Source organism: Streptomyces sp. EDA2-14 (assembly GCF_054963755.1).
Genome location: NZ_JBUEGE010000002.1, coordinates 388,007 through 413,341, shown reverse-complemented (window position 1 = coordinate 413,341; position 25,335 = coordinate 388,007). Strand labels below are relative to the sequence as shown.

The following is a 25,335-nucleotide window of genomic DNA, read 5'->3' as shown; positions in this document are numbered from 1 at the left end:
CGCGAAATGCCCCAAGAGCTCCGGAGTCAAGCCTAAAGCGTGAACTCGAGTGAGTTACTCGCCCTTGGCCTTCGCGATGATCTCCTCGGCGACGTTCCGCGGAACCTCGGCGTAGGAGTCGAACTGCATCGAGTAGCTCGCGCGACCCGACGTCTTGCTGCGGAGGTCTCCGACGTAGCCGAACATCTCCGACAGCGGGACCAGGCCCTTGACGAGGCGGGCGCCCATCCGCTCCTCCATGGCCTGAACCTGGCCACGACGGGAGTTGATGTCACCGATGACCTCGCCCATGTAGTCCTCGGGCGTGGTGACCTCGACGGCCATCATCGGCTCAAGGAGCACGGGACCGGCCTTGCGCGCGGCCTCCTTGAAGGCCTGCGAGCCGGCGATCTTGAAGGCCAGCTCCGAGGAGTCGACCTCGTGGAAGGCACCGTCGAGCAGCGTGATGCGCACACCGGTCATCTCGTAACCGGCGAGGATGCCGAACTGCATGGCCTCCTGGCAGCCGGCGTCGACCGAAGGGATGTACTCCTTCGGGATGCGACCACCGGTGACCTTGTTCACGAACTCGTAGCTCGCGTCGCCACCCTCGATCGGCTCGATCGAGATCTGCACCTTGGCGAACTGGCCGGTACCACCAGTCTGCTTCTTGTGCGTGAAGTCGACCTTCTCGACCGTCTTGCGGATGGTCTCGCGGTACGCGACCTGCGGCTTGCCGACGTTGGCCTCGACCTTGAACTCGCGGCGCATACGGTCGACGAGGACGTCGAGGTGGAGCTCGCCCATACCACCGATGATGGTCTGGCCGGTCTCCTCGTCCGAGTGCACCTGGAAGGAGGGGTCCTCCTCCGCGAGACGCTGGATGGCGACACCCAGCTTCTCCTGGTCACCCTTGGACTTGGGCTCGATGGCGACCTGAATGACCGGCGCCGGGAAGTCCATGGACTCCAGGATGACCGGGTTCTTGTCGTCGGACAGCGTCTCACCGGTGGTGGTCTGCTTCAGGCCCATGACGGCGACGATGTCACCGGCGCCCACCGACGCGATCTCCTCACGCTTGTTCGCGTGCATGCGGTAGATCTTGCCGATGCGCTCCTTCTTGCCCTTGACGGAGTTCAGCACCGCGGTGCCGGCCTCCAGGCGACCCGAGTAAACCCGGATGAAGGTGAGCTTGCCGAGGTGCGGGTCGCTCGCGATCTTGAACGCGAGGGCCGCCAGCGGCTCGTCCTCGGACGGCTTGCGGGCGACGACCTTCTCCGGGTCCTTCACGTCGTGACCCTCGATGGAGTCGACGTCAAGGGGGGTCGGCAGGTAGCGCACAACCGCGTCGAGCAGGGGCTGAACGCCCTTGTTCTTGAACGCGGTACCGCAGAACACCGGGGTGACCGTGGTGTCGGCGGACTTGCCGGACGCGATGGTGATGCGACGGATCGCGGCGTACAGCTGCTCCACGGTGGGCTCGGTGCCCTCCAGGTACAGCTCCATCATGTCCTCGTCGTTCTCCGCGACGGCCTCAAGGAGCTTGCCGCGGTACTCGTCCGCAGCCTCCTTGTGCGTGTCGGGGATCTCGATCGTGTCGTAGGCCTCGCCCTTGGCGGCCTCGGCCGACCAGACGTACGCCTTCATGGTGACGAGGTCGACGACACCCTGGAAGTCGGCCTCGGCCCCGATCGGGAGCTGCATGACGAGCGGCTGGGCGCCCAGGCGGTCCGAGATCATGTCCACGCAGCGGTGGAACTCGGCGCCGGTACGGTCCAGCTTGTTGACGAAGCAGATGCGCGGCACGCCGTAACGGTCGGCCTGACGCCATACCGTCTCGGACTGCGGCTCGACACCGGCGACACCGTCGAACACGGTCACGGCACCATCGAGCACACGCAGGGAGCGCTCCACCTCAACGGTGAAGTCGACGTGCCCCGGGGTGTCGATGATGTTGATCGTGTAGTCGTTGTCCTCGAGCGGCCAGTGACAGGTGGTGGCAGCAGACGTGATCGTGATGCCACGCTCCTGCTCCTGCTCCATCCAGTCCATCGTGGCGGCGCCGTCGTGGACCTCACCGATCTTGTACGAAACGCCGGTGTAGAACAGGATCCGCTCGGTGGTGGTCGTCTTGCCCGCGTCGATGTGGGCCATGATGCCGATGTTGCGCACCTTGGCCAGGTCAAGCGAAGTGGTAGCCATAAGGCTTCAGTCTTCTCTCGGTCTCGATGTGGGTTGCGACTACCAGCGGTAGTGCGCGAAGGCCTTGTTGGACTCGGCCATCTTGTGCGTGTCCTCGCGCTTCTTCACGGCAGCACCGAGGCCGTTGGAGGCGTCGAGCAGCTCGTTCATCAGACGCTCGGTCATCGTCTTCTCGCGGCGGGCGCGCGAGTAGCCGACGAGCCAGCGGAGCGCGAGGGTGTTGGCGCGGCCGGGCTTGACCTCAACCGGAACCTGGTAGGTCGCGCCACCGACACGGCGGGACTTGACCTCGAGGGTCGGCTTGATGTTCTCGAGCGCGCGCTTGAGCGTGATGACCGGGTCGTTGCCCGACTTCTCACGCAGGCCCTCCATGGCGCCGTACACGATGCGCTCGGCGGTGGAGCGCTTGCCGTTCAGCAGCACCTTGTTGATGAGGGAGGTCACCAGAGGAGAACCGTAGACCGGGTCGATGATGACCGGGCGCTTCGGGGCGGGGCCCTTACGAGGCATTCTTACTTCTCCTTCTTGGCGCCGTAGCGGCTGCGGGCCTGCTTGCGGTTCTTGACACCCTGGGTGTCGAGGGAACCGCGGATGATCTTGTAGCGAACACCGGGCAGGTCCTTCACACGGCCACCGCGCACGAGCACGATGGAGTGCTCCTGCAGGTTGTGTCCCTCACCCGGAATGTAGGCCGTGACCTCGATGCCGCTGGTCAGACGCACACGCGCGACCTTACGGAGGGCCGAGTTCGGCTTCTTCGGGGTGGTCGTGAACACACGCGTGCAGACGCCACGGCGCTGGGGCGAACCCTCAAGTGCGGGCGTCTTGTTCTTCTCGACCTTGTCCTGCCGGCCCTTCCGGACCAGCTGCTGGATCGTAGGCACTACTTCTCCGGTTTCTGTGTGCCGAGTAGTAAAGCTAACCTGGAACTTTCCCGACCCACGCGGTCGGGTGTGTCGAATACTGCAGACCCCCGCTCGAGGCGGGAAGGCGGCAGATTGCGGTGGCCATGATCGGACTCGCCGTGCGGCTGATGACACGCACACGAGCCCAGGCACACCCCAGGCACAAGGTCTGAGCGTACCTATCTCATACGCTGTGGTCAAAACAAATACCCCGGAGCCAGGACACGCCGGGCGCCGTCGCTAGTTGCCGGCGGCCACCGAGATCACGGCCATGAGGATGATCAAGGTCCAGAACGCGATGGACAGCCACCCGAGCACCAGCCCGGCGACCGCCATGCCGTCGCCGGTCTCGCCCCGCTCCCGGATCTCCTTGCGCGCCATGTGACCCAGGATCACCGCGGGGATACCGGACACCCCGCCACTGAAGACCGTGCCGACACCGCAGACCAGGGCGCCGATCGCCTTGCCGTTCGTGGCCGGGGGCGGCGGCAGGAAGGTCCGCGGCACGCCCATCATCGGCTGCTGCTGAGGCGCCGGCCCCTGCGGCAGATCGGCGACGAGCATGCTCAGCTCCCCCACGGTGCGCGCCTGGTAGGCCCGCTCGATCCGCCGCTCGTACTCGCTCTGCTGCAGCCGCCCCTCGGCGAAGCCCGCCCGCAGCACGTCGACCGCCCGCTCCCGGTCGGCGTGAGCGGCCAGCATCGACGGCTGATGGCCCTGCTGCCCCGGCCACGGGACCGGCTGCCACGACGGATTCGACACAAGACCACTCCCCCGGACCCGAACATGTAGTGGCATCCATCATGCGCCAATACGCCGCAGGGCGGCCACCCCGGTTCTCACCGGAGTGACCGCCCTGCGGTTTCAAGCAGCTGCTCGCTTACTGGTTGTACGGACCGTAGTCGTAGTCCTCCAGCGGAACGGCCTGGCCGGAGCCGGTGCCGAACGGCGAGTAGTCGATGTCGTCGTAGCCGACGGCCGAGTACATCGCGGCCTTGGCCTCCTCGGTGGGCTCCACCCGGATGTTGCGGTAGCGGGACAGACCCGTACCGGCCGGGATGAGCTTACCGATGATGACGTTCTCCTTGAGGCCGATGAGGCTGTCGGACTTGGCGTTGATCGCCGCATCCGTCAGGACTCGGGTCGTCTCCTGGAAGGAGGCGGCCGACAGCCAGGACTCCGTCGCCAGCGAGGCCTTGGTGATACCCATCAGCTGCGGACGGCCGGAGGCGGGGTGACCGCCCTCGGTGACCACACGACGGTTCTCGCCCTCGAACTTCGAGCGCTCGACCAGCTCGCCGGGCAGCAGCTCGGCGTCGCCGGACTCGATGATCGTCACGCGGCGCAGCATCTGCCGGATGATGATCTCGATGTGCTTGTCGTGGATCGACACACCCTGCGAGTTGTAGACCTTCTGGACCTCGCCGACCAGGTGCACCTGGACCGCACGCTGGCCGAGGATGCGCAGCACGTCGTGCGGGTTGGTGGCACCCACGGTCAGCTTCTGGCCGACCTCGACGTGGTCGCCCTCGCCCACCAGGAGACGGGCACGCTTCGAGATCGGGAACGCCGTCTCGTCGCTGCCGTCGTCCGGGGTGACGACGAGCTTCTTGGTCTTCTCGGTCTCCTCGATGCGGACACGGCCCGCGGCCTCGGAGATCGGGGCGACACCCTTCGGCGTACGAGCCTCGAAGAGCTCGACGACACGGGGCAGACCCTGGGTGATGTCGTCACCGGCCACACCACCGGTGTGGAAGGTACGCATCGTCAGCTGGGTACCGGGCTCACCGATGGACTGGGCGGCGATGATGCCGACCGCCTCACCGATGTCGACCAGCTTGCCGGTGGCCAGCGAGCGGCCGTAGCAGAAGGCACAGGTGCCGACCGCCGACTCACAGGTCAGGACCGAGCGGGTCTTGACGACCTCGATGCCGTGCGCGACCAGCTGGTCGATGAGCACGTCACCCAGGTCGACGTTGGCCGGCGCGATGACCTTGCCGTCGACGACGACGTCCTCGGCCAGCATGCGGGCGTAGACGCTGGTCTCGACGTCCTCGGTCTTGCGCAGCACACCGTCGGCGCCGCGCTCCGCGATCTGGAGCTTGAGGCCACGGTCGGTGCCGCAGTCCTCCTCGCGGATGATGACGTCCTGCGAGACGTCGACCAGACGACGCGTGAGGTAACCGGAGTCGGCGGTACGCAGAGCGGTGTCCGCCAGACCCTTACGAGCACCGTGAGTCGAGATGAAGTACTCCAGCACCGACAGGCCCTCACGGAAGGAGGCCTTGATCGGACGCGGGATCGTCTCGTTCTTGGCGTTCGACACCAGACCACGCATACCCGCGATCTGACGCATCTGCATCATGTTTCCTCGGGCACCCGAGTCAACCATCATGAAGATGGGGTTGGTCTTCGGGAAGTTCGCGTTCATCGCCTCGGAGACCTCGTTGGTCGCCTTGGTCCAGATCGCGATGAGCTCCTGAGTGCGCTCTTCCTTCGTGATGAGACCGCGCTCGTACTGCTTCTGGACCTTCTCGTCCTGCGCCTCGTAGCCCGCGACGATTTCCTTCTTCGCCTCGGGAACGACGACGTCGGAGATGGCCACGGTGACACCGGAACGGGTGCCCCAGTAGAAGCCGGCCGACTTCAGGTTGTCGAGCGTCGCCGCCACGATGACCTTGGGGTAGCGCTCCGCCAGGTCGTTGACGATCTCGCCGAGCTGCTTCTTGCCCACCGAGTAGTCGACGAACGGGTAGTCCTCGGGCAGCAGCTCGTTGAAGAGCGCGCGGCCCAGGGTCGTGCGCAGCCGGAAGCTGTCGCCCGGCTGGTACTCGGGCTCACCCTCCTCGACGGGCGGCGGGGTCCAGCCGCGCGGCGGCATGGTGCCCACCGGGAAGCGGATGTCGACGGCCGACTGGAGCGCCAGCTCGCCGGCGTCGAACGCCATGGTCGCCTCGGCCGTGGAGCCGAACGCGCGGCCCTCGCCCTTGACGTCACGGAGCTCACCGTCGGTGGTGAGGAAGAACAGACCGAGGACCATGTCCTGGGTCGGCATCGTCACCGGACGGCCGTCGGCGGGCTTGAGGATGTTGTTCGAGGACAGCATCAGGATGCGGGCCTCGGCCTGCGCCTCCGCGGAGAGCGGCAGGTGGACGGCCATCTGGTCACCGTCGAAGTCCGCGTTGAACGCGGTGCAGACGAGCGGGTGGATCTGAATGGCCTTGCCCTCGACCAGCTGCGGCTCGAAGGCCTGGATGCCGAGGCGGTGCAGGGTGGGAGCACGGTTCAGCAGAACCGGGTGCTCGGCGATGACCTCTTCGAGGACGTCGTACACGACCGTGCGGCCGCGCTCCACCATGCGCTTGGCGCTCTTGATGTTCTGCGCGTGGTTCAGGTCGACCAAGCGCTTCATCACGAACGGCTTGAAGAGCTCCAGCGCCATGGCCTTCGGCAGACCGCACTGGTGCAGCTTCAGCTGCGGACCGACGACGATCACGGAACGCGCGGAGTAGTCCACACGCTTACCGAGAAGGTTCTGACGGAAACGACCCTGCTTGCCCTTCAGCATGTCGCTGAGGGACTTCAGCGGGCGGTTGCCCGGACCGGTGACCGGGCGACCACGACGACCGTTGTCGAAGAGGGCGTCCACGGCCTCCTGGAGCATGCGCTTCTCGTTGTTCACGATGATCTCGGGCGCACCGAGGTCGAGAAGGCGCTTCAGGCGGTTGTTGCGGTTGATGACGCGGCGGTACAGGTCGTTCAGGTCGGAGGTCGCGAAGCGGCCACCGTCCAGCTGCACCATCGGACGCAGGTCCGGCGGGATGACCGGCACGCAGTCGAGCACCATGCCCTTGGGGCTGTTGCTGGTCTGCAGGAACGCGGAGACGACCTTGAGGCGCTTGAGCGCACGGGTCTTCTTCTGGCCCTTGCCGGTACGGATGATCTCGCGGAGGCGCTCGGCCTCCTCGTCGAGGTCGAAGGTCTCCAGGCGCTTCTGCAGCGCCGCGGCACCCATCGAGCCGTCGAAGTACGTGCCGAAGCGGTCACGCAGCTCGCGGTAGAGCAGCTCGTCGCCCTCGAGGTCCTGGACCTTGAGGTTCTTGAAGCGCGACCAGACCTCGTCCAGACGGTCGATCTCGCGCTGCGCACGGTCGCGCAGCTGCTTCATCTCGCGCTCGGCACCCTCGCGCACCTTGCGGCGCACGTCGGCCTTGGCACCCTCGGCCTCGAGCTCGGCCAGGTCGGTCTCGAGCTTCTTGGCGCGGGCCTCCAGGTCGGAGTCGCGACGGTTCTCGATCTGCTGACGCTCGACCTGGACGTGCGCCTCGAGGGAGGGCAGGTCGCGGGTACGACGCTCCTCGTCGACGAACGTGATCATGTACGCCGCGAAGTAGATGACCTTCTCGAGGTCCTTCGGGGCGAGGTCGAGCAGGTAGCCCAGACGCGACGGAACGCCCTTGAAGTACCAGATGTGGGTGACGGGAGCGGCAAGCTCGATGTGGCCCATCCGCTCACGACGCACCTTGGCGCGCGTGACCTCGACGCCACAGCGCTCGCAGATGATGCCCTTGAAGCGGACGCGCTTGTACTTGCCGCAGTAGCACTCCCAGTCCCGGGTCGGACCGAAGATCTTCTCGCAGAAGAGCCCGTCCTTTTCCGGCTTGAGGGTGCGGTAGTTGATGGTCTCGGGCTTCTTGACCTCGCCATGGCTCCACTGACGGATGTCGTCAGCGGTGGCCAGACCGATCCGGAGCTCATCGAAGAAGTTGACGTCGAGCACTATGCGTCAATCCCTCTCAGGGTTGTAAGTCTGTGGTCTGAAACGGGGGTCGAGGGGTCGGCGGGGGCCCGTTTCCGGGCCCCTACCGGACTCCCGTCAGACCTCTTCGACGCTGCTCGGCTCGCGCCGCGACAGGTCGATGCCGAGCTCCTCCGCTGCGCGGAAGACGTCCTCGTCGGTGTCGCGCATCTCGATGGACATGCCGTCCGAGGACAGCACCTCCACGTTGAGGCACAGGGACTGCATTTCCTTGATGAGCACCTTGAAGGACTCGGGAATGCCGGGCTCGGGGATGTTCTCGCCCTTGACGATGGCCTCGTAGACCTTCACGCGGCCGGTCACGTCGTCGGACTTGATCGTCAGCAGCTCCTGGAGGGCGTAAGCGGCGCCATAAGCCTCAAGCGCCCACACCTCCATCTCACCGAAGCGCTGGCCACCGAACTGAGCCTTACCACCCAGCGGCTGCTGGGTGATCATCGAGTACGGACCGGTCGACCGGGCGTGCAGCTTGTCGTCGACCAGGTGGTGCAGCTTGAGGATGTACATGTACCCGACCGAGATCGGGTCCGGGAACGGCTCACCGGAGCGGCCGTCGAACAGCCTCGCCTTGCCGGACGGGAGGACCATGCGGTCGCCGTCGCGGTTCGGCCGGGCGTTCTCGAGCAGACCCGCGAGCTCGTCCTCGCGCGCACCGTCGAAGACGGGGGTCGCGAGGTTCGTCCGCGGCTCGACCTGGTCGGCGCCGATCGCCTGGAGGCTCTGGGCCCACTGGTCGCTCAGGCCGGAGACGTCCCAGCCCTGGCTGGCGAGCCAGCCGAGGTGGATCTCCAGGACCTGTCCCGGGTTCATTCGGGACGGCACACCCAGCGGGTTCAGGATGATGTCGACCGGCGTACCGTCCTCGAGGAACGGCATGTCCTCGATCGGGTTGATCTTCGAGATGACGCCCTTGTTGCCGTGACGGCCGGCGAGCTTGTCACCATCGGTGATCTTGCGCTTCTGGGCCACGTAGACGCGGACCAGCTGGTTCACGCCCGGCGGCAGCTCGTCGCCCTCTTCACGGTCGAAGACGCGGACGCCGATGACCTTGCCGGTCTCGCCGTGCGGCACCTTCAGGGAGGTGTCACGGACCTCGCGGGCCTTCTCACCGAAGATGGCGCGCAGCAGGCGCTCCTCCGGCGTCAGCTCGGTCTCACCCTTCGGGGTCACCTTGCCGACGAGGATGTCGCCGGCGATGACCTCGGCACCGATGCGGATGATGCCGCGCTCGTCGAGGTCGGCGAGGACCTCCTCGGAGACGTTCGGGATGTCCCGGGTGATCTCCTCCGGGCCGAGCTTGGTGTCACGGGCGTCGACCTCGTGCTCCTCGATGTGGATCGAGGAGAGGACGTCGTCCTGCACGAGGCGCTGCGACAGGATGATCGCGTCCTCGTAGTTGTGACCCTCCCACGGCATGAACGCCACGAGCAGGTTCTTGCCGAGGGCCATCTCGCCCTCTTCGGTCGCGGGACCGTCGGCCAGCACCTGGCCGGTGATGATCCGCGCGCCCTCGTCCACGACGACCTTCTGGTTGACAGAAGTGCCCTGGTTGGAGCGGGAGAACTTCGACAGGCGGTACGTGGTGTACGTGCCGTCGTCGTTGGCGGTCGTGATGTAGTCCGCGGAGACCTCCTGGACCACACCGTCCTTGTCGGCCTTGAGCACGTCGCCGGCGTCGGTGGCGCAGCGGTACTCCATGCCGGTGCCGACGAGCGGCGCCTCGGACTTAATCAGCGGCACGGCCTGACGCATCATGTTCGCGCCCATGAGGGCACGGTTGGCGTCGTCGTGCTCGAGGAACGGGATCATCGCGGTCGCGACCGACACCATCTGGCGCGGCGAGACGTCCATGTAGTCGACGTCGTCACCGGGGACGTAGTCGACCTCACCGCCACGGCGGCGGACCAGGACGCGGGCCTCGGCGAAGTGGAGCTCCTCCGTCAGCGGCGCGTTGGCCTGCGCGATGACGAAGCGGTCCTCCTCGTCGGCCGTCAGGTAGTCGACGTCGTCGGTGACGACACCGTCGACGACCTTGCGGTACGGCGTCTCGATGAAACCGAAGGGGTTGATCCGGCCGTACGAGGCGAGCGAGCCGATCAGACCGATGTTCGGGCCTTCGGGCGTCTCGATCGGGCACATGCGGCCGTAGTGCGACGGGTGCACGTCTCGGACCTCGAAGCCCGCCCGCTCACGGGACAGACCACCCGGGCCGAGGGCGTTCAGACGACGCTTGTGCGTCAGCCCCGACAGCGGGTTGTTCTGGTCCATGAACTGGGACAGCTGCGAGGTGCCGAAGAACTCCTTGATCGACGCCACGACCGGGCGAATGTTGATCAGGGTCTGCGGCGTGATCGCCTCGACGTCCTGGGTCGTCATGCGCTCGCGCACGACGCGCTCCATACGGGCGAGACCCGTACGGACCTGGTTCTGGATGAGCTCGCCGACGTTACGGATACGACGGTTGCCGAAGTGGTCGATGTCGTCGGTCTCGACAACGATCTCCCGGCCCGACTCGCCCACCGTCTCGGTCTCGCCCGCGTGCAGCTTCACGAGGTACTTGATCGAGGCGATGATGTCGTCGGTGGTGAGTACGCCGGCGTCCAGCGGCTCCTCGGCACCGAGCTTCTTGTTCACCTTGTAGCGGCCGACCTTCGCGAGGTCGTAGCGCTTCGGGTTGAAGTAGAGGTTCTCGAGCAGCGTCTGCGCGGCCTCGCGCGTGGGCGGCTCGCCCGGACGCAGCTTGCGGTAGATGTCGAGCAGCGCGTCGTCCTGGCCCTGGGTGTGGTCCTTCTCCAGGGTGGCGCGCATGGACTCGTACTCGCCGAACTCCTCGAGGATCTGCTCGGTCGTCCAACCGAGAGCCTTCAGGAGAACGGTGACGGACTGCTTGCGCTTGCGGTCGATGCGGACACCGACCATGTCGCGCTTGTCGATCTCCATCTCCAGCCAGGCCCCCCGGGACGGGATGATCTTGGCGGAGAAGATGTCCTTGTCGGACGTCTTGTCGATGGAGGAGTCGAAGTAGACACCCGGCGAGCGGACCAGCTGGGAGACAACGACACGCTCGGTGCCGTTGATGACGAAGGTGCCCTTGTTCGTCATGAGCGGGAAGTCGCCCATGAAGACCGTCTGGGACTTGATCTCGCCGGTCTCGTTGTTGGTGAATTCAGCGGTGACGAAGAGCGGAGCCGCGTACGTGAAGTCGCGCTCCTTGCACTCGTCGATCGAGTTCTTCGGCGGCTCGAAGCGGTGGTCGCGGAAGGTCAGGGACATCGACCCGGAGAAGTCCTCGATCGGGGAGATCTCCTCGAAGATCTCCTCCAGACCGGACTTCGTGGGGACGTCGTGACCCGACTCCAGAGCCTCCTCGACCCGACTCTGCCAAGCGGTGTTGCCGAGCAGCCAGTCAAAGCTCTCGGTCTGCAGCGCGAGCAGGTTCGGAACCTCGAGAGGCTCCTTGATCTTTGCAAAGGAGATGCGCAGCGGGGCGGTGCTTGCGCCGTTGTTCGTATTCGCGGTCGAGGCGTTGCGCGAGGCGGCCAAGAGGGGGTCCTTCCGAGGGCTCGGACTCACTACGCGCGTACCGGTCCCAAGCCATACACGGGACAGAGCCCCTGATCTGGCGTAAGGCCAGGTCAGAGCCGGTTCAATCCACGGTGCTGAGGCGAGGGCATGCCCCTGGTGACGGGCAGGGAGCAGCTAACAGGCAGCGCAAAGGGACAGTGTAGCCAGAAGGCCCACTGATGTCCAGTGCGGGTTTTTTGAGACCCTCGTTGTTCTCAACCGTTCACCGTCTGCGGCGTTCCCTGTGCGCTGAGCGCACATCCTTACTGCCCTCTTCGCCGTCGATCCATGCCTCGGATCCGGATCGTTGTGACGACGCGTCCTGAGAATTGCGCGCTGCGTGCTGTTCGTCAAGGCCCCCTCTTGGCCGAACAGGGGTGGCGCCAGGCACAACGAAGATCACCATACTCTGCACGACCGACAGCGCAAGGCACCCTCGGCCTGCGGTTCAGACAACGCCGAAGGGCGACCACCCAGTTGGGTGATCGCCCTTCGGTACCTCGGCGTTACAGCTCCCGAGGGAGCAGTTTCACCGAAAGAGGAGTCGACAGACTCGAAGAGGTCTTACTTGACCTCGACGGCCGCGCCGGCGCCCTCGAGCTGCTCCTTGGCCTTCTCGGCAGCGTCCTTGGCGACCTTCTCGAGGACCGGCTTCGGGGTGCCGTCGACGAGGTCCTTGGCCTCCTTGAGGCCCAGGGAGGTGAGCTCGCGCACGACCTTGATGACCTGGATCTTCTTGTCGCCGGCGCCGGTGAGGATGACGTCGAACTCGTCCTGCTCCTCGGCGGCCTCGGCGGCGGCGCCACCAGCGGCACCACCGGCGACGACGACCGGGGCGGCAGCGGCAGCCTCGACGTCGAACTTGTCCTCGAAGGCCTTCACGAACTCGGAGAGCTCGATGAGGGTCATCTCCTCGAACTGCGCAAGCAGCTCGTCCTGGGTGAGCTTCGCCATGATGGCGGTCCTTCCACTAAATCGGCAGGTGCCGGATGTACTGGGTGAGGCGGGCGTTCCGGCCCGCTGTGATCCCTGCAGCCCTCTCAGGCGGCGAGGATCAGAAAGCGAGCCGAGTTACTCGGCACCGCCCTGCTCGTCCTGCTTGGCGCGGAGCGCGTCCAGGGTGCGGACGAGCTTCGTCGGCAGCGCGTTGAAGACCGAGGCAGCCTGGGACTGCTTGGCCTTGAAGGCACCGGCCAGCTTGGAGAGCAGAACCTCGCGGGACTCGAGGTCCGCAAGCTTCTTGATCTCGTCGGCGGTCAGCGCCTTGCCGTCAAGGACACCGCCCTTGATGACGAGGTTCGGGTTCTCCTTGGCGAAGTCACGAAGACCCTTGGCCGACTCCACCGGGTCACCGGTGACGAAGGCAACCGCCGTCGGACCGTTGAACAGGTCGTCCAGCGTGTTGATCCCGGCCTCGTTGGCCGCGATCTTGGTCAGCGTGTTCTTCACCACGGCGTACTCGGAGTTCTCACCGAGCGAACGGCGCAGCTGCTTGAGCTGGGCCACGGTGAGACCCCGGTACTCGGTCAGCACAGCGGCGTTCGAGCTGCGGAACTTGTCCGTGAGCTCGGCTACCGCGGCAGCCTTGTCGGGCGTCGGCATAGAGCGTCAGCCTCCTTCCGGGTGATGAGGACCGCTCGCAAGGAGGCTGGGGAAAACGAAACGCCCCGGCGCAGGCGCACGGGGCGTGAGCTCGACCATCACGGACGAATCCTTGAGGGAGCACTTCCACAGTCACCTGCGCGGGTCGTCCGCAGTTTCAGCGGATCCTTCGGCCACCGGACTCTCTTGCGAGCGCACGGCAACGACCAGCGGTCTTTGGCTTCTGTAGAAGATTACGGGAAGCAGGGCCTGTCGAGCAAATCCGCTCAGACGCCGCTGTCAATACCCGACGCGGAGGAACCGGTGGCACCGCCGGCGCCGGACGCCCCGCCGAGCTCCTTGAGCATCTGCATCATGTCGAAGGTCTGGCTCGCGGGCGGCACGTCGGCCTTCACCGCGGCGCCGTAGTCGGAGAACTTCTCCGACATCTGGATGGCGCCCTGCGAGCTGTCCATCGTGACGTCGAGCCGGACCGGCAGGTCGTCCTTGTTGATCCACAGCTCGGTGTCGTAGGTCTTGATACCGGCCTTCTTGACCGACTTGAGCAGCTGGTCGCGCTCGGACTTGCTGAGGACCTTCAGCGAGTCGTTCTTCGCCAGCATCTCGTCGACCGTCAGCTTGCCCTTGTAGTGCTCCGTCTCGGCACCGTCCACGGTGGCCGAGCCGAGGTGCTTCAGGTTCGGCGAGTCGAGCAGGACGGCGATCTGCTGGGACGGGTCCTGGCTCATGTTGTCCAGGCTGCCGGTCATCTGGCCGGCCAGCTTCTCGTCGCCGGACTTCTTCGCCATGGCGGCGAGGTCCATCTTCATCCAGCGCTTGCCGTTCATGTCCTTGGCCGCCGCGGCGCCCATGTCCATGTACATCACGTTGTCCTGCATGAGCATGCGGATGTTCTTCGGCGCGTCCTGGCCGCCGGCGGAGAGCGCGGAGCCCGACATCGTCATATCCATGACGGTCGGGTCCCAGCCCATCGTGCCGGACATCTTCATGTCGCCGCCGCCCTGGGCCGCGGACGGCATCTTCATGGTCATGTCGACCTTGGCGGACTTGGCCGCGGAGGTCTTCTTGTACGCGGCCGTGACGGCCTGCGCGACCGACTGGGAGCCCGAGCCGGAAGCCTTCTTCTCGCTGCCCTTGTCGTCTCCCCCACTGCACGCGGCGACGGCGGAACACAGCAGCGCGGTGACGGCGGCGGCGCCGACCACACGTCGTACGGAAACAGTCATGTCGATTCCCACCCCTTGGAGCGTCTTGATCTGTCCGCACAGTATCGGACGCCTCGGACAGCCGGCCCACAGCTTTATCCGGCGCCCGTGACGTCCTCGAAGTCGACGGTTTCGCGTGTGGGCGGGCGTTCGGCGGTGGCCCGGACCCCGTAGTCGCGGTAGTGGACGGTCCCGGTGACATCACCCACGTGTTGCGTGCGCCGCACCAGAAAGTGCCGGGCGTCGAGCCATACGTCGATGTGGCGGTCGCCGGAGGTTCCCCGGTAGTGCGTGGCCCGGGCGCCTCGCACGGTCTCGCGCCCCACCCGGTGGAGGTCCTTCGCCCCGATGAGGTCCTTGAGCGAGTCGGCCGGGGTGAGATCGCTGCGGGTGTCGTACGGGCGGCGGATCCAGCGCCGGCCGCCCTGGCGCTCGGCGAACCGGTCGCTCATGCGCGTGTACTGGGCGTCCGGCAGGAAGCGGGTCTGCGAGGGGTCGCCGCCCCACGCGCGCGTGGACGCGGCCAGTTCACCGCCCGTGACGCGCACGGTCAGGGTGCCCTCGACGCCGTCCGACCAGCCGAGCGCTCCGGTGCTGCGCGAGGTCAGCCGCTTGCCGGTGGCCATCGTCGCGTCGACGCGCGCCGAGCCCGCGGCGACGACCCGCTGCCGGGCCGTGCGCAAGGCCTCGCGCGCCTCGCGTGCTTGGTGGGCGTCGTGTTCCGGCATCCCACCGCAGGCGCTCAACAGCATCCCCACGGCGGCCATGGCCACCACGCGCGCGTACCGCGGCATCCGCTCCCCCAGTCGGTCCTCCGGTCACCGTGAAGCTAGCGCAGCCACGGCACCGTACGGACAGGAAAAGCGGAACCGGGAAGAGGAACCGGGGAAGAGGGGCCGGAAAAAGAGGAATGGGCCCCGCACCTCGAAAGGTGCGGGGCCCATTGCCGACTTCAGCGAGCCAGGGAGGCTCAGACCGCGGCCGGGTCCTCCTCGACGAGGAGGTTGCGGGTGCGGTTCGGGTCAAGCTGGATGCCGGGGCCCATCGTGGTGGAGATGGCGGCCTTCTTGACGTAGCGACCCTTGGCGGCGGACGGCTTCAGGCGGAGGATCTCCTCCAGGGCCGCGCCGTAGTTCTCCACCAGCTTGGCGTCGTCGAAGGACACCTTGCCGATGATGAAGTGCAGGTTCGCGTGCTTGTCGACGCGGAACTCGATCTTGCCGCCCTTGATCTCGGTCACGGCCTTGGCCACGTCCGGGGTCACGGTGCCGGTCTTCGGGTTCGGCATGAGGCCACGCGGACCGAGCACGCGGCCGAGGCGGCCGACCTTGCCCATGAGGTCCGGGGTGGCGACAACGGCGTCGAACTCGTTCAGGCGGTCGCCCTTGGCGATCTCCGCGATGAGCTCGTCGGAGCCGACGATGTCGGCGCCCGCGGCTTCCGCGGCCGCAGCACGGTCACCGGTCGCGAAGACCAGGACCCGGGCGGTCTTGCCGGTGCCGTGCGGGAGGTTCACGGTGCCACGGACCATCTGGTCGGCCTTGCGCGGGTCAACGCCCAGGCGGAAGGCGACCTCGACGGTGCCGTCGAACTTCGACGTGGAGGTCTCCTTGGCGAGACGGACGGCCTCGAGCGGGGCGTAGAGCTTGGCCCCGTCGACCTTGGCGTCCGCAGCGCGGAGAGACTTGCTGCGCTTGCTCACTTGCTTCTCCTGAGTTCTAGAGGAGTCGTGGTGCGGGCCGAGCAGGCCCTGCCACGGATGGATCTGCGAGGTGGAGGTCAGCCCTCGACCGTGACGCCCATGGAACGGGCGGTGCCGGCGATGATCTTGGACGCGGCGTCCAGGTCATTGGCGTTGAGGTCGGGCATCTTCGTGGTGGCGATCTCGCGGACCTGCGCCTCGGTGATCTTGGCGACCTTGGTCTTGTGCGGCTCGCCGGAGCCCTTCTCGACACCAGCGGCCTTGAGGATCATCTTCGCGGCCGGCGGGGTCTTGGTGATGAAGGTGAAGGAGCGGTCTTCGTAGACCGTGATCTCCACCGGGATGACCCAACCGCGCTGCGACTCGGTCGCGGCGTTGTAGGCCTTGCAGAACTCCATGATGTTCACGCCGTGCTGGCCCAGCGCGGGGCCGACAGGCGGGGCCGGGTTGGCGGCGCCGGCCTGGATCTGGAGCTTGATAAGCCCCGTGACCTTCTTCTTCTTGGGAGGCATGTGCTCTCTCTCCGGGTCTTAGTGAGAGTGTTCAGCCGCCACCCTGATCGATGATCGTCCAGATCATCCGGATGGAGGCATACCGCACAACGATAACGGGTATCCATGCGCGGCTAAAAACCGAGCAGGTCAGACAGGCTTTGCAGCCCGTCTGACCTGTTCGGAAGCGTGTGCCCAGAAGGCGCCGGAAGGGCTAGTTCTTCTGGAAGTGATGAGCCAAGTCTCTCACGTGGGCCTGCCTCGAAGTACGTCCCGTTGACCAGCTTAAACGGTGTGACCAGTTGTCATCATCTGTCAGCGTCGGTCCGCCTCGCACGGCCCACAGACGGCCCCGCACTTCCCCACCACACTCAGCCCACCACCCAACCCCAGCTCCCATCCCGTCCGCCGTCGACCCACACGAATGTGGAGCGGGCGTGGTCCATGGCGTCCAGGTGGAGCGCGCCACTGTACGAACGACCTGGACGCCATGGGCCACGTCTGCTCGGCTTTGCCTGGGTCGACGGTGGACGGGATGGGAGCTCTCTGCGCAACCAACGACGTGCCCGCAGTCGGCAGCGGCGCCCCCTCCCCCCGGTGCCGGCCGATCCCCCGCCGGAGGCATCGTCTTTGACCACGGGCCGCGCGAGAGCGTCAAGGTGATGCCCCCATGGCCCCGGCCTAGCCACCAGTGGGCGGGCGTCGGCGTAGCGCCCGTAGCGCGGGCCGAAGGCATGAGCGCGAAGGGCAGCGGAGCCGGGAAGCCCGCCCGGCGGAGCGGAGCGCAGCCGGGCTTGATGAGGTAGAGAAACCTGTAACGGCTTCAGCGCAGCTCAGGGTCAGGAGAGACGTAGCAAACGGCATCGATGGTCTGGCCGTCGCCGTATTGGTGGGCAGCCTTACCGATCTTGCGCCAGCCCAGACGTTCGTAGAGCCGCATGGCAGCGGCATCCTTCGTCATAACGTCGAGCACTAGGCGTCGCTGCTGACGCTGACCGTATTCCATAGCAGCCTGCATCAGGCGCTCGCCAGCGGCGTGCTTCCGCGCTGCACGAACGACGAACAACCGCGCCAATACCGCGATACCCTCTTCGGGATCACCGCTCTGCTCTTTCCAGATGGCTACAGCGTCTTCCCCATGAGGATTCATAACGGAGACGTGGCCGACCACTTCCCCTTCCTCTACCGCAACCCAGGCCATCAACACGTCGTCAGATGTGAGCCACGCTTCGGGGTCCTCTACGCCTTCGACTGGATAACCATCGGTGGCGTGCACGTCGACTAGCGCTGCTGACGCCCCAGGGATGTCCCCTTTTTCGAAAGGGCGAACAACAAGATCTGCCATATCGGACTCCTAGTCACTCGACGGGAAGTTCGTAGAGCAAGCCAGTCTGGTCTGCGCGGTGCACGTAGCGGGAGACTTCGAACGGCACGCCCGCCTGATCCAAGCTGGTGTGCAGGACCTCCAGCACGGGCACCCCAGGGAGGAGATTGAGGATCTCGGCCTCGCCCGGAGTGGGCATGCGGGCACTGATCTCGTCTCGCACGCGCGTCATCACGTGACCCAATTCTTCGAGTCGCCCATAGATTCCGTCTTTCCCGGTCTTGGGCTGCATCAAGAGAGTCCCTTGAGCTTCATCCCACCGCAGGTAAGTCGAAACGATCTGCACAGGTTCGTCATCGGCGAAGTAGTGATTCTCGCGATGAATAACGCTCGGCTCATTGGCAGGGACGTTAAGCCGATCTGCAATGTCGCCCGGCGGCACTTCTCGCGCAATGCTCGGAACCTCGATGCGAGCGACCTTCCCTTGCCGCTTAGCTTCGAGGCGGAACGGCGTAAGTCCGGTTTCCCGGTTCTTGAGTGAGTAGCGGTCACTACCGAACCGGAAAAGCCGCTGCGGCTCTCGCACAAAGACGCCTCGCCCATGACGGGCTGTAACCAATCCTTGTTCCGCCAGAATCCGAATCGCTTCACGAGCGGTGTTGCGTGCGGCTCCGTGTTGTTCGGCAAGTGCCCGCTCTGAAGGCAACTTGTCACCAGGCGCTAGCTGTCCCGCCTCGATCGCGTCCCGCAAAGCCTCAGCGATGCGCCTACTGGCTGGCTGCTGCGGGGCTCCGGGTGTCGTCATGCTTCCGAGCATACCAACTGGCTTAAGCCACCTGCTTGACCCGCGCGCCGCCGCGTGCTCAACTGGCTTAAGCCAGTAACTGGCTCAAGCCAGTTGATCCCGCCGGGGCGGCACCCTACCGCCAAGCAGACGCGCCACCCCGGCTTCCCAACTGAGGGAGCTTCCATGATGCCTGCGACGACGACCGCTGTGCACCTTGAGTCCGTACCGTCTCTGCCGAAGCCCATCACTGTTCTGGATCTGTCGAACTATGAGCGTGCGGTGGCCCTGTACGCCTCGGACATGCCCACGCGCTACGCCTACAAGCGGGACGACGACGCGCAGATCGAGGCGTGGATCGTCCAGGGCGCTCTCCGGACCGGACTGGATGAGCTGTACCGGTCGGCCGCCTTCCTGAACGGCTTCCGGAGGCTGGCCAAGGTGGCCACCAGCGAGCAGAAGAACGCCCATCAGCGGCGGTTCCCCAAGGCACCCCGTCTGCGGCGTGCCGAGTCGCTGGCGGCGCTGACGGCCCTGAATACCGAGGTGAGCAGTGCGGCCCGTGAGCGAGGATCGCGCCCCCAGGTCGAAGGGGCCTGCCACTGCCGGGGAACGGGCTGGGCCGAGTTCTCCTACGACCCTGCCGAGCCCACGGCGGTCGCAGCGGTGAACTGCCCTGGCCACAACCCCGGCGCCCTGATGCCGCGCCCGGTGGGGGTGTTCGCGTGAGCTTCTTCGACGACGCCCTGCACGCGGCCGAGATCGCGGACGAGAAGCGCACCGAGCTGATCGGCACGTACCTCGACGCCCACGACGTACGGCCCCGCACGCAGTTCTTCACGGTGGTCGATGACGCGCACTACGCGGAGGAAGAGGCGAAGGTGCGCGGGCTCTACCCGCCGCTCGGGCACGGCTACCCGAGGGAGGACGCGTGACGGTCTTCCCCGTCGCCCCTGAGGCCGTGGCCGGTGCTGCGGCCTCCATGGGCACCGACCCCCTGACCCTCGCGGACCTGCTTCGGGTGGCGAACACTCCGGGCTTCGACCGCTGGCAGGATCAGGTACGCCGTACCGGCGGCTGCTCCAACCCGATCCACCTCGTCGGCTCGACGGTCACCCGTGACGCCAAGTCCGGCGACGTGCTCTACGCCTACAGCACTGACGCTGAGCCGGGCGGACGACTGCGGGTGGCGTGCGGCAACCGGAGGGCCTCGCAGTGCCCATCGTGTGCCTGGACGTACGCGGGGGATACCTACCACCTGATCCGCTCCGGGATCACGGGCGGCAAGACGGTGCCCGGCACGGTCCGCGAGCACCCGCGCGTCTTCGCGACCCTGACCGCGCCTTCCTTCGGCCCGGTCCACAACCGGCCCGCCTCCGGCCGGTGCCGCTGCGGGAGCTCCCACGACGAGCACGATCCGGCGCTGGGCACGGCGCTCGATCCTGCCTCGTACGACTACGCGGGCGCGGTGCTGTGGAACAACCACGCGGGTGACCTGTGGCGCCGGTTCACGATCTACCTGCGCCGTGAGATCGCCGCGCATGCGGGCCTGACCCAAGCCGCGATGAGCGAGGCGTGCCGGGTCTCCTTCGGCAAGGTCGCTGAGTTCCAGAAGCGCGGCGCCATCCACTTCCATGCCGTGATCCGCTTCGACGGGCCGGACGGTCCCGACTCGGCTCCGCCCGCGTGGGCCACGCTCGCGCTCCTGGATGATGCGATCCGCTCGGCCGCCGCTCGGGTCGCGGTCCCGGTCCCGTCCGCCGGCGCTTTCCCGGCCCGGACGCTGCGGTGGGGAACGCAGATCGACGTGCAGCCCATCGGCGCCCTCGGACACGAGGAACTGACCGAAGCGGCGGTGGCCTCCTACGTGGCCAAGTACGCCACCAAAGCGGCTGAGACCACGGGCACGGTCGACCGTCGGATCGGGGAGCTGTCGGAGCTGGATGGGCTGCCGGGCCTGCCCGCGCACACCCGGCGCCTGATCGAGGCGTGCTGGGACCTCGACGACGCGTATCCGGAGCGGCTGCTGGCGCGCTGGGCTCACATGCTCGGCTTCCGCGGGCACTTCTCCACCAAGTCTCGTCGCTACTCGACGACGCTCGGGGCACTGCGCCAGGTTCGCGCCGACTACCGCGCCCGCCAGGAACGCCAAGAGCGCGGCTACGCCGAGGAACTCGACGACGCGGAGGGCTCCACATTGGTGCTCGCCCACTGGACCTACGCCGGTCACGGGCACACCCCCGGTGAGTCCTGGCTCGCCCAGAACATCGCTCGCGAGATCCGCGAGAACCGCGAGATCGCCCGTGACGCGCTCGCAGACCTGCCCGACCTCGACGACATGGAGGTGTGGGCATGAAGCGTCCGCTGCCCGCCCGGTACCTGACCCCGATCGACCTGGCTGACCTCCTCGGCGTGCCGGTCGAGACGGTCTACCAGTGGCGCCGCAAGCACACCGGACCCCGTGGCTTCCGCGTCGGCCGCCACCTTCGCTTCGACCCCGAAGACGTGCGCGTCTGGGTCGAGTCCCAGATGGAAGAGGCTGCCTGATGGCCGGACACGTCCAAGACCGCTGGTTCAAGATCGAGGATGGCCCGGACGGCAAGCCCGTCAAGACCAAGACCGACCGCTTCGGCGTGGGCCTGCGCTACCGCGCCCGCTACGTCGCGCCGGATGGCTCCGAGAAGTCCAAGAGCTTCCCGGACCGCAAGAAGCGCGAGGCTGACCAGTGGCTGGCCCACATTGAGGCCGACATGTCGCGCGGCCAGTACATCGACCCCAAGGCCGGAAAGATTACGTTCAGGCAGTACGTCACAGACTGGCTCGCCACGCAGACCACCGATCCTGCTACCCGGATCGCGGTCGAGAGCCGCCTCCGGCTCCACGCCTTCCCTTACCTGGGGAACCGGCCTTTGGCCTCCTTCCAGCCGTCCCACATCCGCTCGTGGGCTCGGCTCCTGGAGGACACCGGGGCGGCCAGCTCGTACCGTCGTGTGATCTTCGGGAACGTGTCGGCTGTGCTCTCGGCCGCCGTCGATGACGGGTACCTGGCCCGGAACCCCTGCCGCGCCGGGTCGGTCCGGCCGCCCAAACCCTCACCCGGTCGAGTGGCACCGTGGTCTGCTGATCGAGTCTTCGAGGTCCGGGCCGCGTTGCCCGCTCGGCTTCAAGCCACGATCGACGTGGGCGCGGGGTGCGGCCTCCGTCAAGGCGAGATCTTCGGCCTGGCCGTGGACGAGGTAGATCCGTTGGCAGGCGTGATGCACGTCACCGCTCAGGTGAAGTTGGTGAACGGGCGTCTGATCTTCGCTCCGCCCAAGAACAACAAGATGCGTGACGTGCCTCTCCCCGACTCCGTAGCCACGGCGCTCGCGGAGCACATGACGGCCTTCCCGCCTGTAGAGGTCACGCTTCCGTGGCTCCGAACGGACGGGCCTCCGGTGACCAAACTCCTGTACTTCACGACCGAGGCGGGTGGCGCTCTCCGCCGTAACGACTTCAACGCCCACGCCTGGAAGCCTGCGCTTGCGGCTGCCGGTGTAATTCCCACACCTGGCCCCGGTGAGCGGTATAAGGAGGCTCGCGAGGATGGCATGCACGCGCTGAGGCACTTCTACGCCTCGGTGCTCCTGGACGCCGGGGAGAGCATCAAGGCCCTGAGCGCGTACCTGGGCCACTCCGACGCCGGGTTCACTCTCCGGACGTACACGCACCTGATGCCAGCTAGCGAGACCCGGACCCGCAAGGCCGTGGATTCGGCCCTACTGACGGCCCGGATCAAGGCCCGGAGGCGCCAGACGGCCCCGTGACGGCCCCCAGCACAGGAAAGAGCCCCTGGCCAACGGGAAACCGCTGGTCAGGGGCTCTTTCGTGGCCTAGTTGACCTAGTTCTTCTGGATCTGGTCGAAGCTCAGCTCGACCGGGGTCTCGCGGCCGAAGATCTCGACGAGGCCCTTGACCTTCTTCGAGTCGGCGTTGATCTCGTTGATCGTCGCCTGCAGCGTCGCGAACGGGCCGTCGGTGACGGTGACCGAGTCGCCGACCTCGAAGTCCAGGACCTGGACCTCGACCTTGCGCTGCGGAGCCGGCTTGCCCTCGGACTCGGCGGCCTCGCGGGCGGCCTTCTCCTCGGCCTCCGGGGCGAGCATCTTGACGATCTCGTCCAGGGTCAGCGGGTACGGGTCGTAGGCGTTGCCCACGAAGCCGGTGACGCCGGGCGTGTTGCGGACGACGCCCCAGGACTCGTTCGTCAGGTCCATGCGGACGAGCACGTAACCGGGCAGCTTGTTCTGCCGGACGTTCTTGCGCTCGCCGTTCTTGATCTGGACGATCTCTTCCTCGGGGACTTCAGCCTGGTAGATGAATTCCTCGACGTTGAGCGAGACGGCGCGCTGCTCCAGGTTCGCCTTCACGCGCTTCTCGTAGCCCGCGTAGGTGTGGATCACGTACCAGTCGCCGGGCAGGAACCGCAGCTCCTCGCGGAGCGCGGCGATCGGGTCGACCGGCTCCTCCTCGACGGCCTCGGCGGCGTCCTCGGCCTCGGCCGGGGCGTCCTCGGCCTGGATTTCCTCAGCCTCGGCGGCATCGTCGGCCACGGTCTCGACCGCGGCTTCCTCGGCGGGCTCGCCGGCGGCGATGTCGGCAGCCTCGGCCTGGTCCGGCTCCTCGGCGTCCGCCGCCTCGACGATGTCGAGCTCGTCCTCAACGGACTCGACCGGCTCGATCGCCTCGTTCAGGTTCGGGTCAGACACTGTGGCTGCTTCTTCCTGGATACATAGGGGTGGAACGCGCGAAAGGGGCGCCGGACACGGCGCCCTCCGCTTTTCGGCTCAGCCGAATACGTACTTGACAAGGTGGTTGAAGCCATAGTCAATCACGGTGACAAGACCGATCATGATGACGACGAACACAATCACCACTGTGGTGTACGTCGAGAGCTGACTGCGAGTCGGCCAGACGACCTTGCGGAGCTCCGCGACGATCTGGCGGTAGAAGAGCGCGAGACGGCCGAAGGGGCCCTTCTTTCCGCGCTTGCCGCCCTTGCGGGCCTTCTTGGACTCCGGCGCCTCAGCATCAGGCTTGTCGATGGAGCCCACGGCGTCCGTCACTCGTCCTCACCTGATTCCGGGTCGTGGCCGTGCCGCGCCCGGTGGAGCCGCACGGCGGTGCTATGCAGTACGTACATGCGCACACATCCTGGCGAAGGAGTGTGTAGCAGGGCCGGAGGGACTTGAACCCCCAACCGCTGGTTTTGGAGACCAGTGCTCTACCAATTGAGCTACGACCCTTTGTCTCCCCCAACGTACCGCATCGGACCGGACGCACGGAGTGCACTCGGAAGACGCGGCCGGTGAAGGCCAACGAGCAGTGAGTGTACGTGTTCCGGGGCGCCAGGTCGAACGAGCAACATCCGCCTGTGGATCAAGAGCCGTTTCTCGGTCTTCGAAACCCGTGTGCCCGGCGGCTTTGCGGTCTGGAACGATGGGGCCATGAGCGCTGCAACTCCTTCTCCGTCCGCAGGTTCCTCTCCCACCGAGCGCCGGGTGTCGGCCCGGGTCGGCTCGATCTCCGAGTCCGCGACCCTCGCCGTCGACGCCAAGGCCAAGGCCCTCAAGGCCGCAGGTCGCCCGGTGATCGGCTTCGGCGCCGGTGAGCCCGACTTCCCGACGCCGGACTACGTGGTCGAGGCCGCCATCGATGCCTGCAAGAACCCGAAGTTCCACCGCTACACCCCGGCCGGCGGTCTGCCCGAGCTGAAGGCCGCGATCGCCGCCAAGACGCTCCGCGACTCCGGCTACGAGGTCGAGGCCTCGCAGATCCTGGTGACGAACGGCGGCAAGCAGGCCATCTACGAGGCGTTCGCCGCGATCCTCGACCCGGGCGACGAGGTCATCGTCCCGGCCCCGTACTGGACCACCTACCCGGAGTCGATCCGCCTCGCGGGCGGTGTGCCGGTGGAGGTCGTCGCCGACGAGACGACCGGCTACCGCGTCTCCGTGGAGCAGTTGGAGGCCGCGCGCACCGAGCGCACCAAGGTCGTGCTGTTCGTGTCGCCGTCGAACCCGACGGGCGCCGTGTACAGCGAGGCCGACGCGGAGGCCATCGGCCGCTGGGCCGTGGAGCACGGCCTGTGGGTGATGACGGACGAGATCTACGAGCACCTCGTCTACGGAGACGCGAAGTTCACGTCGCTGCCCGCGATCCTTCCGGAGCTGCGCGACAAGTGCATCGTGGTCAACGGTGTGGCGAAGACGTACGCGATGACGGGCTGGCGCGTCGGGTGGATCATCGGCCCGAAGGACGTCGTGAAGGCCGCGACGAACCTTCAGTCGCACGCCACGTCGAACGTCTCCAACGTGGCGCAGGCGGCCGCGCTCGCCGCCGTGTCCGGTGACCTGACGGCCGTGGAGAAGATGCGCGAGGCCTTCGACCGGCGCCGCAAGACGATCGTGCGGATGCTCAACGAGATCGACGGCGTGGTCTGCCCGGAGCCCGAGGGCGCGTTCTACGCGTACCCGTCGGTGAAGGGTCTGATCGGCAAGGAGATCCGCGGCAAGCGCCCGCAGGACAGCGTCGAGCTGGCCGCGCTCATCCTGGAGGAGGCCGAGGTCGCGGTGGTTCCGGGCGAGGCCTTCGGCACGCCGGGTTACCTGCGCCTGTCGTACGCGCTCGGTGACGAGGACCTCGTCGAGGGCGTCTCGCGCGTCCAGAAGCTGCTCGCCGAGGCGCGCGACTGATTCGCCGTCCCACGAAGAAGCGGG

Annotated in this window: 22 protein-coding genes and 1 tRNA gene; 6 read left to right on the top strand and 17 right to left on the bottom strand. The window is 66.6% G+C overall.

Annotated elements, in window-relative coordinates; genetic code table 11:
• Positions 1-54: 54 nt before the first annotated feature.
• The 14 genes from fusA to ACY34M_RS08140 form a co-directional block, all read right to left on the bottom strand.
• On the bottom strand, positions 55-2,181 hold the full coding sequence (fusA, locus tag ACY34M_RS08205) for an elongation factor G (protein ID WP_462716248.1): 2,127 nt from the start codon (positions 2,179-2,181) through the stop codon (positions 55-57).
• A gap of 39 nt (positions 2,182-2,220) precedes the next feature.
• Positions 2,221-2,691: a 30S ribosomal protein S7 gene (rpsG, locus tag ACY34M_RS08200; protein ID WP_111663838.1), complete on the bottom strand. Its 471-nt coding sequence runs from the start codon at positions 2,689-2,691 to the stop codon at positions 2,221-2,223.
• 2 nt (positions 2,692-2,693) lie between these two features.
• Positions 2,694-3,065, bottom strand: coding sequence for a 30S ribosomal protein S12 (gene rpsL, locus ACY34M_RS08195; protein WP_003948652.1), 372 nt, complete (start codon positions 3,063-3,065; stop codon positions 2,694-2,696).
• Positions 3,066-3,326: 261 nt separating this feature from the next.
• Positions 3,327-3,848 carry a DUF1707 and DUF4190 domain-containing protein gene (locus tag ACY34M_RS08190; RefSeq protein WP_462716249.1) on the bottom strand — a complete coding sequence of 174 codons (522 nt, stop codon included), beginning with the start codon at positions 3,846-3,848 and terminating at the stop codon, positions 3,327-3,329.
• A gap of 118 nt (positions 3,849-3,966) precedes the next feature.
• Positions 3,967-7,866 (bottom strand): DNA-directed RNA polymerase subunit beta', encoded by a 3,900-nt coding sequence (locus ACY34M_RS08185; RefSeq protein WP_462716250.1) that lies wholly within the window; start codon positions 7,864-7,866, stop codon positions 3,967-3,969.
• A gap of 96 nt (positions 7,867-7,962) precedes the next feature.
• Entirely contained in the window at positions 7,963-11,448 is a 3,486-nt protein-coding gene (gene rpoB, locus ACY34M_RS08180) for a DNA-directed RNA polymerase subunit beta (protein ID WP_462716251.1), read from the bottom strand.
• 585 nt (positions 11,449-12,033) lie between these two features.
• Positions 12,034-12,423: a 50S ribosomal protein L7/L12 gene (gene rplL, locus ACY34M_RS08175; RefSeq protein WP_385755860.1), complete on the bottom strand. Its 390-nt coding sequence runs from the start codon at positions 12,421-12,423 to the stop codon at positions 12,034-12,036.
• 117 nt (positions 12,424-12,540) lie between these two features.
• A complete protein-coding gene (gene rplJ / locus ACY34M_RS08170; RefSeq protein WP_462716252.1) occupies positions 12,541-13,071 on the bottom strand; it encodes a 50S ribosomal protein L10 in 531 nt (176 codons plus the stop codon).
• A gap of 266 nt (positions 13,072-13,337) precedes the next feature.
• On the bottom strand, positions 13,338-14,297 hold the full coding sequence (locus tag ACY34M_RS08165; protein WP_462716253.1) for an SCO4651 family lipoprotein: 960 nt from the start codon (positions 14,295-14,297) through the stop codon (positions 13,338-13,340).
• 74 nt (positions 14,298-14,371) lie between these two features.
• Positions 14,372-15,070 (bottom strand): SCO4651 family lipoprotein, encoded by a 699-nt coding sequence (locus tag ACY34M_RS08160; RefSeq protein ID WP_462716254.1) that lies wholly within the window; start codon positions 15,068-15,070, stop codon positions 14,372-14,374.
• 176 nt (positions 15,071-15,246) lie between these two features.
• Positions 15,247-15,978 carry a 50S ribosomal protein L1 gene (gene rplA, locus ACY34M_RS08155; protein WP_306320947.1) on the bottom strand — a complete coding sequence of 244 codons (732 nt, stop codon included), beginning with the start codon at positions 15,976-15,978 and terminating at the stop codon, positions 15,247-15,249.
• A 77-nt stretch (positions 15,979-16,055) separates the two neighbouring features.
• The gene (rplK, locus tag ACY34M_RS08150) at positions 16,056-16,490 is read right to left on the bottom strand and encodes a 50S ribosomal protein L11 (RefSeq protein ID WP_040252631.1); all 435 of its coding nucleotides are present in this window, start codon (positions 16,488-16,490) and stop codon (positions 16,056-16,058) included.
• 802 nt (positions 16,491-17,292) lie between these two features.
• The gene (locus ACY34M_RS08145) at positions 17,293-17,814 is read right to left on the bottom strand and encodes an N-acetyltransferase family protein (RefSeq protein ID WP_462716255.1); all 522 of its coding nucleotides are present in this window, start codon (positions 17,812-17,814) and stop codon (positions 17,293-17,295) included.
• Between the two features lie 13 nt (positions 17,815-17,827).
• On the bottom strand, positions 17,828-18,598 hold the full coding sequence (locus ACY34M_RS08140) for a GntR family transcriptional regulator (protein WP_462716256.1): 771 nt from the start codon (positions 18,596-18,598) through the stop codon (positions 17,828-17,830).
• 165 nt (positions 18,599-18,763) lie between these two features.
• Here ACY34M_RS08140 and ACY34M_RS08135 point away from each other — a divergent pair, with 165 nt between their 5' ends.
• The 5 genes from ACY34M_RS08135 to ACY34M_RS08115 are packed head-to-tail and all read left to right on the top strand — an operon-like array spanning position 18,764 to position 22,383.
• Positions 18,764-19,306, top strand: coding sequence for a hypothetical protein (locus tag ACY34M_RS08135; RefSeq protein ID WP_462716257.1), 543 nt, complete (start codon positions 18,764-18,766; stop codon positions 19,304-19,306).
• Entirely contained in the window at positions 19,303-19,512 is a 210-nt protein-coding gene (locus ACY34M_RS08130; RefSeq protein ID WP_462716258.1) for a hypothetical protein, read from the top strand. Before ACY34M_RS08135 ends, ACY34M_RS08130 begins: the two co-directional genes overlap by 4 nt.
• Before the next feature lie 47 nt (positions 19,513-19,559).
• The gene (gene repSA / locus ACY34M_RS08125) at positions 19,560-20,933 is read left to right on the top strand and encodes a replication initiator protein RepSA (protein ID WP_462716606.1); all 1,374 of its coding nucleotides are present in this window, start codon (positions 19,560-19,562) and stop codon (positions 20,931-20,933) included.
• On the top strand, positions 20,930-21,124 hold the full coding sequence (locus ACY34M_RS08120) for a helix-turn-helix domain-containing protein (RefSeq protein ID WP_462716259.1): 195 nt from the start codon (positions 20,930-20,932) through the stop codon (positions 21,122-21,124). The genes repSA and ACY34M_RS08120 overlap by 4 nt, the downstream gene beginning before the upstream one ends.
• Complete coding sequence (locus ACY34M_RS08115) at positions 21,124-22,383, top strand: tyrosine-type recombinase/integrase (protein ID WP_462716260.1); 1,260 nt, start codon at positions 21,124-21,126, stop codon at positions 22,381-22,383. Before ACY34M_RS08120 ends, ACY34M_RS08115 begins: the two co-directional genes overlap by 1 nt.
• Before the next feature lie 75 nt (positions 22,384-22,458).
• On the opposite strand, the gene nusG is transcribed toward ACY34M_RS08115, so the two are convergent.
• The 3 genes from nusG to ACY34M_RS08100 all read right to left on the bottom strand — a co-directional run bounded on the left by nusG (position 22,459) and on the right by ACY34M_RS08100 (position 23,862).
• Positions 22,459-23,325, bottom strand: coding sequence for a transcription termination/antitermination protein NusG (gene nusG, locus ACY34M_RS08110; protein WP_462716261.1), 867 nt, complete (start codon positions 23,323-23,325; stop codon positions 22,459-22,461).
• Positions 23,326-23,403: 78 nt separating this feature from the next.
• Positions 23,404-23,682, bottom strand: a complete 279-nt coding sequence (secE, locus tag ACY34M_RS08105) for a preprotein translocase subunit SecE (RefSeq protein WP_399227942.1) — start codon at positions 23,680-23,682, stop codon at positions 23,404-23,406.
• A 107-nt stretch (positions 23,683-23,789) separates the two neighbouring features.
• Positions 23,790-23,862: transfer RNA gene (locus tag ACY34M_RS08100), tRNA-Trp, on the bottom strand.
• Positions 23,863-24,063: 201 nt separating this feature from the next.
• Between ACY34M_RS08100 and ACY34M_RS08095 the strand changes: the two genes are divergently transcribed.
• A complete protein-coding gene (locus tag ACY34M_RS08095; RefSeq protein ID WP_462716262.1) occupies positions 24,064-25,311 on the top strand; it encodes a pyridoxal phosphate-dependent aminotransferase in 1,248 nt (415 codons plus the stop codon).
• The last annotated feature ends 24 nt before the right edge of the window (positions 25,312-25,335 follow it).